This is a genomic window from Delftia sp. DT-2 (assembly GCF_028401915.1).
Classification (GTDB): Bacteria; Pseudomonadota; Gammaproteobacteria; order Burkholderiales; family Burkholderiaceae_C; genus Comamonas; species Comamonas tsuruhatensis.
In genome coordinates this window covers 333,710-346,952 of record NZ_JAQOTI010000008.1, presented here as the reverse complement: position 1 = coordinate 346,952, position 13,243 = coordinate 333,710, and the positions used below count along the sequence as shown (strand labels likewise).

The window sequence follows — 13,243 nt, the reverse complement described above, 5'->3', positions numbered from 1 at the left end:
CACGCCCCATGTATATTGGAGAACTCGCCCGACGCGCCGGCTGCTCGCCCAAGGCCGTCAGGCTCTATGAATCACGGGGCCTGCTCGGTGCCGTGGCGCGGGCAGGCAGCTACCGCGTGTATGGACAGCAGGATCTGGTGCTGGTGCAGCGCATCCGCCAGGCGCTGGGGCTGGGCTTTCGGCTCGACGAGCTGCATGGCCTGCAGCGCCTGGACCACGCCGACAGCTGGGACGCGCTGGCCCGGCTGCTGCGCGGCCGCCGCGAGCAGGTGCAGGCGCAGATGCAGCACCTTCAGGGACTGCAGACGCAGCTGGCCGCACTGGAGCGTGAGCTGCTCGAATGCCGCCTGGAGCCGGCGGATTCCAGAGAACGCGCCTGCGAAACCGCCATGGCTTGATCCAGGGTCTTGACCCTGCCCCTTGGGGCAAGGCGAACATGGCCGCCATGTCTCCAAGCACCACGCACCCCCATCATCCCCAGCGCATCCTGATCATCCTCGGCCACCCGTCGGACGGCAGCCTGTGCGCCGGCCTGGCCGATGCCTACGCCCAGGGCGCACGCGACAGCGGTGCCCAAGTGCGCACGCTGCGCCTGGGCGAACTGGAATTCGACCCGCTGCTGCGCGCCGGCTATCGCCAGGATCAGCCTCTGGAGCCTGACCTGCAGCAGGCCCAGGCCGACATCCTGTGGGCCAGCCACCTGGCCTGGGTCTATCCGACCTGGTGGGGCGGCCTGCCGGCCTTGCCCAAGGGCTTCATCGACCGCATCTTTCTGCCGGGCTTCGCCTTCAAGTACCGCAAGGGCTCGATGCTGTGGGACCGGCTGCTGGCCGGCCGCACCGCCGATCTGCTGGTGAGCATGGATTCCCCGCCCTGGTATTACCGCTGGCTGGCGCACATGCCTGGCCATCACCAGATGCGCCGTGCCATCCTGGAGTTCAGCGGCATCCGACCCGTGCGCATACACAGTTTCGGACCCGTGCTCGGCGCCGATGCCGCACGCCGCCAGCAGTGGCTGGAGCAGGCGCAGGCAGCGGGCCGGCGCACGGCAGCACGTCCGGTCAAGGCCGCGACTTGAGCAATGCGTCAATGGCGGCTCGCCCCACCGACGGGTCGTCGGTGAAGATGCCATCGATGCCCGTGCGCAGGAAATCGTCCATGTCGGCGCGCGCATTGCCACGCCGGGCGCCGTCCTGTGCGGGCGGAGATTTCAGGCTCAGGGGAAGGAAGGCGTTCTCGGGCCGCAGCGTCCAGGGATGGACCAGCAGCCCCGCGCGATGGGCATCGGCCACCAGCGCAGTGGGCGCGGCATTCGCACCCTGCACCACGGGGATCACCATGCTTTTGCTCGGCCCTATGCCGTTGGCGTAGCGCGCAATCTCGGCCAGGCCTGCGGGCGTGACCATGTCGGCATAGCCGGGGCCCGTGCCGCGTGCCACGCTGTCATAGGGCTTGCCCTTGGGCGCCAGCAACTGCACCAGGCGCAGGCTGCTGCGCGCACGGATCCAGCGCAGGTTCTCGACCTCGAAGGACTGCACGAAGACTGGCGCCTGCGCATGGTTCCAGCCGTTGTCCGCGAGCAGCTTGAGCAGCGCGGGCTCCAGCGGCAGGCCGATGGACTGGAAGTAGCTCGGGTGCTTGGTCTCGGGATAGATGCCGATGGTGAGGCTCGTGCGTGCGCTCTCGGCTCGGGCCAGGTCGATGACCTCCTGCAGCGTGGGCACCTCGAAACGGTCATTGAACTGCACATTCGCCGGGCGGATCGCCGGAATGCGTTCGCGCGCACGCAGCGTCTTCAGCTCGGCCAGCGTGAAATCCTCCACGAACCAGCCCGTGATCGCCTGCCCGTCGATGGTTTTGGTGGTCTTGCGCGCCGCGAACTCGGGGCGGTCGGCCACATTGGTCGTGGCCTCCTTGAGGCTGCCGTCGGCCGCGAGGATGGCGATGGCGTTCTCATGCCGCGCCACCAGCACGCCATCGCGCGTGATGACCAGGTCGGGCTCGATGAAGTCGGCGCCCGCGCGTATGGCCTCGCGGTATGCCTCCAGCGTGTGCTCTGGCCGCAGCGCCGATGCGCCGCGATGGGCGATCAGCGCGGGCCGGGGCGGCCAGTCGGCAGCGGCATCGCTTCGGGCGGGCGCCTGCGGTGCGGCGCAGCCGGCCGCCAGCAGGCCGGCGGCCGCGCCGGCCAGGGCCAGGGCCAGCGCGCGGCGGCGTGGGAGGTTGTCCATGTCTGTCTCCGGGGTCTCGGGGCATTCGATTGTGCGCGCCGGGGATGACACGGGCATGGCCCGCCTGCGCTCAGGCGTGCTCGAAATGGAAGACGGCCGTGCCCGCCATGAGATTGGGCAGGGTACGCACGCTGCGGCCATCCTGCAGGCCGAAGGAGTCCAGTATGCGCAGCCGGTTCCGGGTGGCCAGCACCTCGAAGTCCTTGTAGGTGCCCACGCGGATGTTGGGCGTGTCATACCACTGGTAGGGCAGGCGCCGCGTCACCGGCATGCGCCCGCGCAGCACGGACAGGCGGTTGGGCCAGTGCGCGAAGTTGGGGAAGGCGACGATGCCCGCGCGCCCTATGCGCGCCGTCTCCTGCAGCATGGTCTCGGCATTGCGCAGATGCTGCAGCGTATCGATCTGCAGCACCACGTCGAAGCTGTTGTCCTGGAAGATGGCCAGGCCGTCCTCCAGGTTCAGCTGCAGCACGTTCACGCCCCGGCGCACGCAGGCCAGCACGTTGGCGTCATCCAGCTCCACGCCGTAGCCGGTGCAGCCACGCTCGCGCTGAAGGTGCGACAGCAGGGCGCCATCGCCGCAGCCCAGGTCGAGCACGCGCGAGCCCTTGGGGATCAGGCGCGCAATCGCCTGCATGGTGTTCAGCTCGGTCATGCGGCCTCCTTGGCGGCTGTCGTGGTTTCCTGGGCGATGCCGTCGAAGTAGGAGCGCATCACGTTCATGTAGCGGGGGTCGTCGAGCAGGAAGGCGTCATGGCCGTGGGGCGCGTCGATCTCGGCATAGCTGACGTCGCGGTTGTTCTCCAGCAGCGACTTCACGATCTCGCGGCTGCGTGCGGGCGCGAAGCGCCAGTCGGTGGTGAAGCTGACCAGCAAAAAGCCGGCCTTGGCCACCGACAGCGCCTGGGTCAGGTCGCCGCCATGCGTGCGCGCCGGGTCGAAGTAGTCGAGCGCGCGCGTGATCAGCAGGTAGGTATTGGCGTCAAAGTAGCTGCTGAACTTCTCGCCCTGGTAGCGCAGGTAGCTCTCGATCTGGAACTCCACGTCCTGCGTGCTGTACTTCAGGTCCAGGCCCTCCCTCAGCTGGCGGCCGAACTTCTGGTTCATCACGTCGTCGCTCAGGTAGGTGATGTGGCCGATCATGCGGGCGATGCGCAGGCCGCGCGCCGGCACCACGCCATGCTCGTAGAAATGCCCGCCATGGAAATCCGGATCGGTGACGATGGCGCGCCGCGCCACCTCGTTGAAGGCGATGTTCTCCGCATTGAGGTTGGGCGCGCTGGCCACGACCACGGCATGGCGCATGCGGTCCGGATGGCGCAGCGACCAGGACAGCGCCTGCATGCCGCCCAGGCTGCCGCCCAGCACCGCGGCCAGCTGCGCTATGCCCAGCCGGTCCAGCAGCCGGGCCTGGGCGTCCACCCAATCCTCCACGGTGACCACGGGAAAGTCGGCGCCATAGATCCTGCCGGTGTCCGGATGCGGGTGCATGGGGCCCGTGGAGCCAAAGCACGAGCCCAGGTTGTTCACGCCGATCACGAAGAACCGGTTCGTGTCCACGGGCTTGCCGGGGCCGATCATGTTGTCCCACCAGCCCTCGCTCTTGGGCTGGCCCTCGTACACGCCGGCCACATGGTGGGAGGCGTTGAGCGCATGGCAGACCAGCACGGCATTGCTGCGGTCGGCATTGAGCTGCCCGTAGGTCTCGTAGGCGAGGTCGTAGTCACGGATCGAGCCGCCGCCCTGCAGCGGCAGCGGCTCGTCGAAGTGCATGGATTGTGGTGTGGCGATGAAGGACATGAAAAAACCCGGCATCGCTAAAAACGAGGCCGGGTTCTCTGGTGTCGTCTTTAGCTGGATTTATAAAGCGCCCGCAAGCAGAAGCAAATCGGCGCATGAAGAATCATTATGCCAAAACCCCTGCCCCCGGAAGGAACAGGGCCAGCACGCCCAGCACCAGGAAGATCACGGCCGAGATCACATGCACCAGCCGGATGGGCACGCGCTTGACCAGCTTGTCGCCTAGCCACACCACGGGAGCGTTGGCCAGCATCATGCCCAGCGTGGTGCCCGCCACCACCCAAAGGTAGGCGTTGTACTTGGCCGCCAGCATCACGGTGGCAATCTGCGTCTTGTCGCCCATCTCGGCCAGGAAGAAGGCCACCAGCGTCGTGCCGAAGACGCCCCAGCGCGAGTGTCCGGACACCTCGTCCTCGTCGAGCTTGTCGGGGATCAGCATCCAGACCGCCATGGCGATGAAGGACAGGCCAAGAATCCAGCGCATGGCGTTCTCGCCAAGATAGCTGGTGATCCAGGCGCCCACGGCACCGGCCAGCGCATGGTTGACCAGGGTGGCCACGAAAATGCCCGCAACGATGGGCCAGGGTTTGCGAAAACGCGCGGCGAGCACCAGCGACAGCAGCTGGGTCTTGTCCCCCATCTCGGCAAGCGCGACGACGGAGGTTGAAATCAGGAAGGCTTCCATGGTGTGGGGATTTATCCGGCCGGATAGAGCACGCATTGACCACGCTCCGACTCCGGCCTTTGGATCGGTGCGCGGTCAATGGTCTCGATCGGTCACACGCAGCATTGCACTGCGCGCCGCATACGCCATAGGCCAGCGAAGGCCCAAGTTTGTTGACGCATGCATCCGGCTGCTGAGCCGAACGATCTACTCCCCAAAGACTGAGCCTGCGATCATAGCAGCCCTCGGATCTGCATGCCGGCCCCCACTGCCGCCAAGGCACTTGCTTATGCGCTGCCGCAATTTCAGGGTAACTCCCAGGGGCATTCTGTGGCGGGCACGACGAATTTTTGCGAAACAGTAATAACGTGCGAAAACTTCTGCCACATAATGGGCGAGCTTTCGTTCGGGCTTCGGCTCAATGAGTGCTAGTGCGTTTGCGTCTCTAACGTTGTCATCCCGTGTTGACTCCCTAGGGCTCCATCGCGTTTTCCAGTTTTTTCAGGAGTCCTCCATGGGCAACAAGCTTTACGTCGGCAACCTGCCGTACACCTTCCGTGACAGCGATCTGGAGCAAGCCTTCAGCGAATTCGGCGCCGTTAACAGCGCCAAGGTAATGATGGAGCGCGACACCGGCCGTTCCAAGGGTTTCGGCTTCGTCGAAATGGGCAGCGATGCCGAAGCACAAGCTGCTATCCAAGGCCTGCACGGCCAAAACCGCGGCGGCCGTGACCTGGTGGTCAACGAAGCCCGCCCGATGGAGCCCCGCGCTCCCCGTAGCGGCGGCTTCGGCGGCGGCTTCGGTGGTGGCGGCGGTGGCGGCTTCGGCGGTGGCAACCGCGACGGCGGCTACGGCGGTGGCCGTCGCAACAGCTACTAAGCTCTCGCTTAGAGCATGCGTTAGCAAAAAAAGGGGCCCTCTGGGCCCCTTTTTTGTTGCCAAACGTTATCAGCTTGTGTTTTCGAGCATTTATCTTTTTGATTTTTGTGCTTCATAATTTAGTTTCGGGCAGACCCGTTCGAACGCTATGTGTTTAGGAAGGTTGGCCAGGCTCTTGTATACAAGGAACCTGATGTCTGTGCGTCCTGAAGCCGAGCGCAAACCAGTGAGCATTGAGGAGTTGAGGAGTTTTTGATGGGCAATAAGCTTTACGTCGGCAACCTTCCCTATGGTGTGCGTGACAACGACTTGGAGCAGGCATTCAGCCAGTTCGGCGCTGTCACCAGCGCCCGGGTCATGATGGAGCGCGACACAGGCCGTTCCAAGGGATTCGGGTTTGTCGAGATGGGCAGTGATGCCGAGGCTCAGGCTGCCGTTCAGGGCATGAATGGCCAGCCATTGGGCGGACGCAGCCTCGTGGTGAACGAAGCACGTCCCATGGAGCCTCGTCCCCCGCGTTCGGGCGGCTTTGGCGGCGGTGGCGGCGGCTATGGCCGTGGTGATGGTGGCGGCGGCGGTTACGGTGGCGGTGGCCGCGGTGATGGCGGTGGCTACGGACGCGGTGACGGTGGCGACCGTGGCGGCTATGGCCGTGGCGACGGCGGCGGTGGCGGCGGCTACGGCGGTCGTGGCGACGGCGGATTCCGCAGCCCTTATGGCTCCGGCCCCCGCAATGGCGGCCGTGGCGGCGGCTGGGGAAACAACAATAACAACGGGGAATGAGTTCCACGGTTCTCAGTGTTACCCCGAATCAAAAAGGCTCCTTCATGGAGCCTTTTTTACGCACAAGATGCGTGCATGAGCATATTCCGAACGGCAATGGGCATCAGGGATTTTCCAAATGCCGATGTTTGCGCTTCCGTCCTACAAGCAGCCTGTCGAATATCGCGTTGGGGAGAATTTTCATCAACCGCCCCACCCAGGCCATTTGCCATGGAATGATGACCAGACTGCGGCGAGCTTCAATGGCACGCCAGGCCCTTGCGGAAAACTCCTGCGGCTCCAATAGGAATGGCATGCCATAGCGGTTACCACGCGTGAGGGGTGTATCCACATAGCCAGGAAGCAATGTCGTGACTTTTACGCCACTACTGCGCAATTCACCGCGAAGGCTTTCGCAATAGGCAATGACTGCAGCCTTGCTGGCGCAATAAGCGCCGTGTCCTGGCAGGCCGCGCAGCCCGGCCACACTGGAAATTCCGACCAGTTGCCCGCTTCCACGCTGCACCATGGGTGCGATGAAGGGGTGGAAGCTGGCCACAACCCCCATCGTGTTGACGGCCAGCACCTGCTGCATGGTGTCGATGTCCTCGCGCATCGAGGTGTCCACGCCCCAGCTGACGCCAGCATTGGCGATCACGACATCGGGCAGGCCCTGCTGCTGCTCGCAGCGCCGGGCGGCGGCGATGATGCTGTCAGGCACGCCCACATCAGCCTCGTAGAGGGCGAAACGCGAGGAGTCCAGGCCCTGTTGCGCAGCCCACTGCGCCATCACGTCGCCGCGCCGAGCCACCAGCGCCAGCGACCAGCCTTGCTGGTAGGCGTGCCAGGCCAGGGCCTGGCCTATGCCGCTGGATGCGCCGGTGATGAAGGCCAGGGGTGCCGGGCTGCGCGAGGATGTCGTCATGGCTTGTTCTCCATCGGCATGCCTGCGCTTGCGCTGGCGCCTTACTTGGTCCTGGAAGGCTGCAGGGTGCCGCGCACGCGGCCCTGCAGTTTCATGACCAGATCCAGGTTGCTGTACTGCATGCTGTCGGCCGTGAAGCGGTCCTTGCCACGGGTCAGCACCACGGGCTGGTTGGAACTCACGCGCTCCTCGTTGGGCCAGGCGTGCAGGAATTCGCCCTGGAATTGCAACTGCGGCTGCGGCTGTTTACCTGCTGTCACAAATGGCTCGCGCGTGACGATGGCATTGCCGAACATCTGCACCTCGGAACCATCGGCATTGCTCAGCGCCCGGTTCGCACTGCCGCGCGTGATGCGGCCTTCGGGCGAGACCGCGAACATGCGGACGTTGTCGATTTCAAGCGTGTCGGTATCGGGATAGTGGCGGCCCATGCTGCCCTCGATCTGGCTCTTCAGACGCCCCGTGGCATCGAAGCTCTTGATCGAGAAATCCTTCATGAAATAGTCGGGCTCGTGCGCCACGGCCTTTTCGGTGCCGCTGGCCAGGGGCTGCGGCGCATTGCGCACCAGCCACCAGGTGCCCAGCGCCAGCAGGCCCATCAGCAGCACGGGCAGGTACAGGGAAAGCCGGTCACCGACGCGGCGCCAGGCCTGGGTCATGATGCGTATTCCGCCAGCAGCCCGGCATAGGCGCCACGCGCGGCCAGCAGCAGGTCGCACAGCTGGCGCACCGCTCCTTCACCGCCGCTGCGCGGCGTGACCCAATCGGCCACGGCCAGCACTTCGTCATGGGCGTTGGCCGGTGCGCAGGCGAAGGCGGAGCGCCGCATCACGGGCAGGTCCGGCCAGTCGTCGCCCATGGCTGCCGCCTGGTGCCATTGCAGGCCCAGCTCCTTCAGGATGGCCTCGGCGGCAGGCACCTTGTCTTCCGTGCCAAAGCGCGCATGCGTGACGCCCAGATTGCTCAGCCGCAGGCGAAGCGCGGGCGAATCGCGGCCCGTCACCACGGCGGGCGTGATGCCAGCCTTTTGCAGCAGTTTCAGACCATGGCCGTCCAGCGTGTTGAAGCGCTTGAGCACTTCGCCTTCGCCAGAGAACAGCAGGCCGCCATCGGTCAGCACGCCATCGACATCGAAGAATGCCACCCGCACGTCCTGCGCCAGCAGCAGCAGTGGTGCGTCCCAGTTCTGCACGGGCGTCAAGGGAGCGCGTGCCATCAGATTACCTTGGCGCGCATCAGGTCGCGGATATGGACCACGCCGCGCAGCTGGTGCTGCGCATCGGCCACCAGCACGGCGGTGATGCCGTGCTCCTCCATCATGCTGGCGGCGTCGACGGCCAGCGCGTCTTCGGCGATGGTGCGGGGCCCCTTGTGCATGACATCGCCGGCCTGCAGCGCGCGCAGGTCGGTGCCGGCCTCGACACGGCGGCGCAGGTCTCCGTCGGTGAAGATGCCTTGCAGCACGCCTGCCGCATCGACGATGGCCGAGCAGCCCAGGCCCTTGGCGCTCATCTCGCGCATCAACTCGACAAAGCTGGCATCGGCCCCGACCTTGGGCAGCTCTTTGCCACTGCGCATGACATCGCGCACATGGGTCAGCAGCTTGCGGCCCAGCGCGCCGCCCGGATGGGAGCGCGCAAAGTCCTCGGCGCCAAAGCCGCGTGCATCGAGCAGTGCCACGGCAAGGGCGTCGCCCATGGCCATCTGCGCGGTGGTGCTGGCCGTGGGTGCCAGGTTCAAAGGGCAGGCCTCGCGCTCCACACGGGTGTCCAGCACCCAGTCGGCATGGCGGGCCAGCGTGGACTGCGCGCCGCCGGTCATGGCCACCAGGGGTATGCCCTGGCGCTTGATGGCAGGCAGCAGCACGGTGAGTTCATCGGCCTCGCCGCTGTTGGACAGCGCCAGTACCAGATCGATGCCGGTCACCATGCCCAGGTCGCCATGGCTGGCCTCGCCCGGATGCACGAAGAAGGCGGGAGTGCCCGTGGATGCCAGGGTGGCCGCCACCTTGCGCCCGACATGGCCACTCTTGCCCATGCCCATCACGACGACGCGGCCGGACAGGCTCAGGATGCGCTGCACCACTTCACCGAACACGCCATCCAGGCGCTGCGACATGGCAAGAAGGGCATCGGCCTCGATGCCCAGGGTGTCGCGGGCCAGGCGCAGGACCCTGGACGTATCCAGCGCATTCAAGGTGGCAGCATCAGAATTCATCTGGAAGATTTTAGGCGGTCTGGCTACCCGGCGGCGGCGGCCCCATCGGGCGTCTGGGTACACTGGCCCGTTCTTTCCAGCCCCCGATCCAGCGCCATGCACACCACCCTCAGCGTCAACGACTACCTGCGATCGCACATACGCACCGTGCCCGACTGGCCGGCGCCCGGCGTGCAGTTCCGCGACATCACGCCGCTGCTGCAGGATCCCCAGGTCTTTCGCGTGATGACCGACGCCTTCGTGCACCGCTACATGCAGCGCGGCATGCGCCCCGACGTGGTGGCAGGGCTCGATGCACGCGGCTTCATCCTGGGTGCCGTGGTGGCCCACGAGCTGGGCGTTGGCTTTGTGCCCATCCGCAAGAAGGGCAAGCTGCCGTTCACCACGGTGGAGGAAACCTATGAGCTCGAATACGGCAGCGCCACGGTGGAGCTGCACACAGATGCCGTCAAGACCGGTGATCGCGTACTGCTGATCGACGACCTGATCGCCACCGGCGGCACCATGATGGCCGGCAAGAGATTGCTGGAAAAGCTGGGCGCCACGGTGATCGAGGGCGCGGCCATCGTGGATCTGCCCGAACTGGGCGGCTCCACCCTGCTGCGCGATGGCGGCCTGCCGCTGTTCACGCTGGTGGATTTCGCCGGCCACTGAATCAGGCCGGCGCCCGGTCAGCGCAGTTCGCCGTACTGGGTGACACCCAGGTCCAGATGGTCCAGCGTGCTGTGGTGAAAGTCCGCGCCGCGTTCGCCTGCGCCTGGCCCGAGCAAGGGGCCCGAGCGGCGCACGCCGGCGGGCGCCGCAGCTGCAGAGCCCGCACCACGGGCTGCAGCGGGCATGGCCGCCACGGCCATCTTGAAGGCGGCCATTTCCTGATCGTCTATGGGCTCGAACGGCGCCGTGTCCTGCCTGCGGCGCTGGGGCGCCACGGCCTCCATCGCAGCCACGGCGGGGACGGCCACGGGCTGGACGGGACGCGGTGTGCGCACGGCCACGGAATGCACCTGGGCCTGGGCGGCGGCGTTCTGGTCGCTGACCCGCCAGTACACGGCTGTCACGACCGCGCCCATGCGGGCCTTGGCCGCCTGGGCCAGCATGGCCTCGATCTCGCTGAGCCGAGCGGTTTCGCTGGCATAGGCCCGTGCCAGGTCCATCATCACCACGAAGCGCTGGCCCACGCTGTCCAGCGAGAGCACCTTGAACTTGTAGCTGGCCGACAACACCCCGGCACGCACCATGACATCGCGCACCACGCCATAGAGCTGCTCACGGCGCTCGGACCGCTCGCTGCGGCGCCCGGCCGCGACGGCATCACGGCGTGCCGCGGGGTTGGCCTGGCCATCGTTTCCAGGCGAACCACGGCCCTGTTCGGGCAAAGGCTTGCGGGAAAACCAGTTGAACACAGACATGGGGGCTCTCATTGTCACGAATAGTCACAAACTCGCGGCATTGTGCCTGCAACTTGGCGACATTTTGAGCACAGGTGTTGCAAAAACCGCTGTATCAATTTGTCGCAGAGCAAAGCCCGGTCTGTAATCCCACCCGGCCCCCGGAGAGCCTTCGCCCAAGTGCCGTTCAGGTGCTGCTCAGGTGCTCGCCACCCGGCGGCGGCTGTCCACCGCGCGTCGCGCCAGGACCTGGCCGGCGGCCATGACCAGGGCCAGCGCCACCCCGGGCTGGCGGTTGCTGAGTTCGGCGAAGCGCATGGCCGTCAGGCACCACAGGCGCCCCGGCGCAGCAGCCTGCACGGTGGCGTGGCGCGCCCGGTGCGCGAAGAAGGCGCCCTCGCCCAGGATGGAGCCCGGACCGACGATGGCCAGGCGGATACGCTCCTTGGCATCCTGGTAGTGCACGCTGAGGCTGCCGGACTCCACGAAGTACAGATTGCGGTCCAGCGAACCTTCGGCAAACAGCAGCTCGCCCGCGGCCATAGTGACGGGCACCAGGTAAGGTGCCAGCAGATCCCACTGCTCCGAGGTCAGCGCGTTCTGCACACCGTCGACAGCCACGGCCGACGACATGGCCTGGGCCAAAGGCCGCAAATCATTGTGGGAGGAAGAAGACATGGCGGATCCGGTTCGAAGTGGGCCGCGTACCCGCTCCGGGACGGCACCCGGCGACAGGCAGCGGCAAGGGCCGCTGCGGCACGCCGCATGCTAAGCGACGGCAGCGGGCACGCCAATGCCGGCGCGTGGGTTTTCGACGGCAAATTTTGTAGCAAAAGATAAATATTGCCGCCATCCCATCAGCCGTGCTGGGCATGCCGCGCTCAGCCCGCATCCCCTCTGTCACTTGCCAATGCAAAAGCTCGAGAAGATCACACCCAGCAGGTCATCCGAGCTGAATTCCCCGGTGATGGAGTTCAGCGAGACCTGGGCCAGGCGCAGTTCCTCGGCCAGCAGGTCCAGATGGGCGGCCTGGGCCGCCAGCTGCAGCTCGGCCTCTTCCAGGTGCGCGGCCACGGCCTGCAGCGCCTCCACATGGCGTGCGCGCGCCAGGTACAGGCCTTCGGGGGCGGACTGCCATCCGGCCACATCCAGCAGGCGCCGGCGCAGCGCATCCAGGCCGTCGCCAGTGCGTGCCGACAGCGCCACGCTGCCTTCGCGCCCGCCATGCGCCTGCAGCTGGGCCGGCTCGGCGCGATCGGTCTTGTTCCAGACATCGATCACGGGCACCTGGCCCGGCAGCTTCTGGGCCAGGGTTTCGGCGATGGCCGCGTCTGCGGCCAGATAGTCGTTGTCGCCCATGCGCGTGAGGTCGTGCAGGAAGAGCACGGCATCGGCCGCGGCGATCTCGTCCCAGGCGCGCGCGATGCCGATGCGCTCGACCTCGTCGCTGCTCTCGCGCAGGCCTGCCGTGTCGATCACATGCAGGGGCACGCCCTCGATCTGGATGGTCTGCTGCACCTTGTCGCGCGTGGTGCCGGCGATGGGCGTGACGATGGCCAGCTCGGCACCGGCCAGCGCATTGAGCAGCGAGCTCTTGCCCGCATTGGGCTGCCCTGCGATCACGACCTTGATGCCTTCGCGCAGCAGCGCACCCTGGTGGGCGCGCGACAGCACCTGGTCCAGCTTGCCGCGCAGCCGCGCGAGCTGGCCGCTGGCATCGGCCTTTTGCAGGAAGTCGATCTCTTCCTCGGGAAAGTCCAGCGTGGCCTCGACCAGCATGCGCAGGTGCACCAGCGCATCGCGCAGGCCATGAATCTCCTCGGAGAAGGCTCCCGACAGCGAGCGGCTCGCGCTGCGCGCGGCGGCCTCGGTGCTGGCGTCGATCAGGTCGGCAATGGCTTCGGCCTGGGCCAGATCGATCTTGTCGTTGAGAAAGGCACGTTCGGTGAATTCCCCAGGCTGGGCCAGGCGCAGGCCAGGCAGTACGCTGCGATGGCCTTCGAGAGGCTCTTGCGCCGCCTCCAGGCAGCGTGCCAGCAGCAGCTGCAGCACGACCGGGCCGCCGTGGGCCTGCAGCTCCAGCACGTCCTCGCCGGTGTAGCTGTGCGGCGCCGGGAAGAACAGGGCCAGGCCGTGGTCTATGGGTCCGCCTGCGGCATCGCGCAACGGCAGGTAGGTGGCCTCGCGCGGCTTGAGGTCGCGCCCGCACAGCACCCGCACCAGCGGCGCCACCCCCTTGCCGGAGACGCGCACGATGCCCACGGCGCCGCGCCCCGGAGCGGTGGCGATGGCGGCAATGGGGTCGTTGTGGCGGGGCAGCATGGATGGAGCTTTCTTGGGAAGGGATTTCAGGCCGCCGATGATAGGCCGCCCATG

The 13,243-nt window shown here is 66.4% G+C and carries 16 protein-coding genes; 5 read left to right on the top strand and 11 right to left on the bottom strand.

Annotated elements, in window-relative coordinates; genetic code table 11:
* Positions 1–8: 8 nt before the first annotated feature.
* Both PO605_RS16840 and PO605_RS16835 read left to right on the top strand, forming a co-directional pair.
* On the top strand, positions 9–398 hold the full coding sequence (locus tag PO605_RS16840) for a MerR family transcriptional regulator (RefSeq protein WP_016447240.1): 390 nt from the start codon (positions 9–11) through the stop codon (positions 396–398).
* Positions 399–436: 38 nt separating this feature from the next.
* Complete coding sequence (locus PO605_RS16835) at positions 437–1,078, top strand: NAD(P)H-dependent oxidoreductase (protein WP_047471831.1); 642 nt, start codon at positions 437–439, stop codon at positions 1,076–1,078.
* On the opposite strand, the gene PO605_RS16830 is transcribed toward PO605_RS16835, so the two are convergent.
* The 4 genes from PO605_RS16830 to PO605_RS16815 all read right to left on the bottom strand — a co-directional run bounded on the left by PO605_RS16830 (position 1,062) and on the right by PO605_RS16815 (position 4,716).
* A complete protein-coding gene (locus PO605_RS16830; RefSeq protein WP_272206656.1) occupies positions 1,062–2,231 on the bottom strand; it encodes a glycerophosphodiester phosphodiesterase in 1,170 nt (389 codons plus the stop codon). The genes PO605_RS16835 and PO605_RS16830 overlap by 17 nt on opposite strands.
* Before the next feature lie 70 nt (positions 2,232–2,301).
* Positions 2,302–2,886, bottom strand: a complete 585-nt coding sequence (metW, locus tag PO605_RS16825; protein WP_012207840.1) for a methionine biosynthesis protein MetW — start codon at positions 2,884–2,886, stop codon at positions 2,302–2,304.
* Positions 2,883–4,031, bottom strand: a complete 1,149-nt coding sequence (gene metX / locus PO605_RS16820; RefSeq protein ID WP_047474469.1) for a homoserine O-succinyltransferase MetX — start codon at positions 4,029–4,031, stop codon at positions 2,883–2,885. The genes metW and metX overlap by 4 nt, the downstream gene beginning before the upstream one ends.
* 106 nt (positions 4,032–4,137) lie before the next feature.
* Positions 4,138–4,716 (bottom strand): TMEM165/GDT1 family protein, encoded by a 579-nt coding sequence (locus PO605_RS16815; protein WP_034348253.1) that lies wholly within the window; start codon positions 4,714–4,716, stop codon positions 4,138–4,140.
* A gap of 493 nt (positions 4,717–5,209) precedes the next feature.
* Between PO605_RS16815 and PO605_RS16810 the strand changes: the two genes are divergently transcribed.
* Complete coding sequence (locus PO605_RS16810) at positions 5,210–5,575, top strand: RNA recognition motif domain-containing protein (protein WP_016447246.1); 366 nt, start codon at positions 5,210–5,212, stop codon at positions 5,573–5,575.
* Between the two features lie 255 nt (positions 5,576–5,830).
* Positions 5,831–6,358: an RNA recognition motif domain-containing protein gene (locus PO605_RS16805; protein WP_082001643.1), complete on the top strand. Its 528-nt coding sequence runs from the start codon at positions 5,831–5,833 to the stop codon at positions 6,356–6,358.
* Positions 6,359–6,461: 103 nt separating this feature from the next.
* Here the strand turns inward: PO605_RS16805 and PO605_RS16800 are convergent, their stop codons facing one another.
* Genes PO605_RS16800 through PO605_RS16785 form a run of 4 tightly spaced genes read right to left on the bottom strand, consistent with a single transcriptional unit; the run spans position 6,462 to position 9,479 of the window.
* Entirely contained in the window at positions 6,462–7,262 is an 801-nt protein-coding gene (locus tag PO605_RS16800) for an SDR family oxidoreductase (RefSeq protein ID WP_016447248.1), read from the bottom strand.
* 41 nt (positions 7,263–7,303) lie between these two features.
* Positions 7,304–7,921 (bottom strand): LPS export ABC transporter periplasmic protein LptC, encoded by a 618-nt coding sequence (lptC, locus tag PO605_RS16795; RefSeq protein WP_016447249.1) that lies wholly within the window; start codon positions 7,919–7,921, stop codon positions 7,304–7,306.
* Positions 7,918–8,478, bottom strand: a complete 561-nt coding sequence (locus PO605_RS16790; RefSeq protein ID WP_016454196.1) for a KdsC family phosphatase — start codon at positions 8,476–8,478, stop codon at positions 7,918–7,920. The genes lptC and PO605_RS16790 overlap by 4 nt, the downstream gene beginning before the upstream one ends.
* On the bottom strand, positions 8,478–9,479 hold the full coding sequence (locus tag PO605_RS16785) for a KpsF/GutQ family sugar-phosphate isomerase (protein ID WP_016447251.1): 1,002 nt from the start codon (positions 9,477–9,479) through the stop codon (positions 8,478–8,480). Before PO605_RS16785 ends, PO605_RS16790 begins: the two co-directional genes overlap by 1 nt.
* 96 nt (positions 9,480–9,575) lie before the next feature.
* Here PO605_RS16785 and PO605_RS16780 point away from each other — a divergent pair, with 96 nt between their 5' ends.
* On the top strand, positions 9,576–10,133 hold the full coding sequence (locus tag PO605_RS16780; protein WP_017405006.1) for an adenine phosphoribosyltransferase: 558 nt from the start codon (positions 9,576–9,578) through the stop codon (positions 10,131–10,133).
* Between the two features lie 17 nt (positions 10,134–10,150).
* Here the strand turns inward: PO605_RS16780 and PO605_RS16775 are convergent, their stop codons facing one another.
* The 3 genes from PO605_RS16775 to mnmE all read right to left on the bottom strand — a co-directional run bounded on the left by PO605_RS16775 (position 10,151) and on the right by mnmE (position 13,189).
* A complete protein-coding gene (locus PO605_RS16775; protein ID WP_016447253.1) occupies positions 10,151–10,888 on the bottom strand; it encodes a hypothetical protein in 738 nt (245 codons plus the stop codon).
* A gap of 177 nt (positions 10,889–11,065) precedes the next feature.
* Positions 11,066–11,545 (bottom strand): Crp/Fnr family transcriptional regulator, encoded by a 480-nt coding sequence (locus tag PO605_RS16770; RefSeq protein WP_047471388.1) that lies wholly within the window; start codon positions 11,543–11,545, stop codon positions 11,066–11,068.
* Positions 11,546–11,767: 222 nt separating this feature from the next.
* On the bottom strand, positions 11,768–13,189 hold the full coding sequence (gene mnmE / locus PO605_RS16765) for a tRNA uridine-5-carboxymethylaminomethyl(34) synthesis GTPase MnmE (RefSeq protein WP_017407040.1): 1,422 nt from the start codon (positions 13,187–13,189) through the stop codon (positions 11,768–11,770).
* Positions 13,190–13,243: the final 54 nt, after the last annotated feature.

Bases quoted from the DNA above. Each gene is read 5' to 3' on its own strand.
- PO605_RS16840 (WP_016447240.1), top strand. From the start codon at position 9: ATGTATATTGGAGAACTCGCCCGACGCGCCGGCTGCTCGCCCAAGGCC.
- PO605_RS16835 (WP_047471831.1), top strand. From the start codon at position 437: ATGGCCGCCATGTCTCCAAGCACCACGCACCCCCATCATCCCCAGCGC.
- PO605_RS16830 (WP_272206656.1), bottom strand. From the start codon at position 2,231: ATGGACAACCTCCCACGCCGCCGCGCGCTGGCCCTGGCCCTGGCCGGC.
- metW (WP_012207840.1), bottom strand. From the start codon at position 2,886: ATGACCGAGCTGAACACCATGCAGGCGATTGCGCGCCTGATCCCCAAG.
- metX (WP_047474469.1), bottom strand. From the start codon at position 4,031: ATGTCCTTCATCGCCACACCACAATCCATGCACTTCGACGAGCCGCTG.
- PO605_RS16815 (WP_034348253.1), bottom strand. From the start codon at position 4,716: ATGGAAGCCTTCCTGATTTCAACCTCCGTCGTCGCGCTTGCCGAGATG.
- PO605_RS16810 (WP_016447246.1), top strand. From the start codon at position 5,210: ATGGGCAACAAGCTTTACGTCGGCAACCTGCCGTACACCTTCCGTGAC.
- PO605_RS16805 (WP_082001643.1), top strand. From the start codon at position 5,831: ATGGGCAATAAGCTTTACGTCGGCAACCTTCCCTATGGTGTGCGTGAC.
- PO605_RS16800 (WP_016447248.1), bottom strand. From the start codon at position 7,262: ATGACGACATCCTCGCGCAGCCCGGCACCCCTGGCCTTCATCACCGGC.
- lptC (WP_016447249.1), bottom strand. From the start codon at position 7,921: ATGACCCAGGCCTGGCGCCGCGTCGGTGACCGGCTTTCCCTGTACCTG.
- PO605_RS16790 (WP_016454196.1), bottom strand. From the start codon at position 8,478: ATGGCACGCGCTCCCTTGACGCCCGTGCAGAACTGGGACGCACCACTG.
- PO605_RS16785 (WP_016447251.1), bottom strand. From the start codon at position 9,479: ATGAATTCTGATGCTGCCACCTTGAATGCGCTGGATACGTCCAGGGTC.
- PO605_RS16780 (WP_017405006.1), top strand. From the start codon at position 9,576: ATGCACACCACCCTCAGCGTCAACGACTACCTGCGATCGCACATACGC.
- PO605_RS16775 (WP_016447253.1), bottom strand. From the start codon at position 10,888: ATGTCTGTGTTCAACTGGTTTTCCCGCAAGCCTTTGCCCGAACAGGGC.
- PO605_RS16770 (WP_047471388.1), bottom strand. From the start codon at position 11,545: ATGTCTTCTTCCTCCCACAATGATTTGCGGCCTTTGGCCCAGGCCATG.
- mnmE (WP_017407040.1), bottom strand. From the start codon at position 13,189: ATGCTGCCCCGCCACAACGACCCCATTGCCGCCATCGCCACCGCTCCG.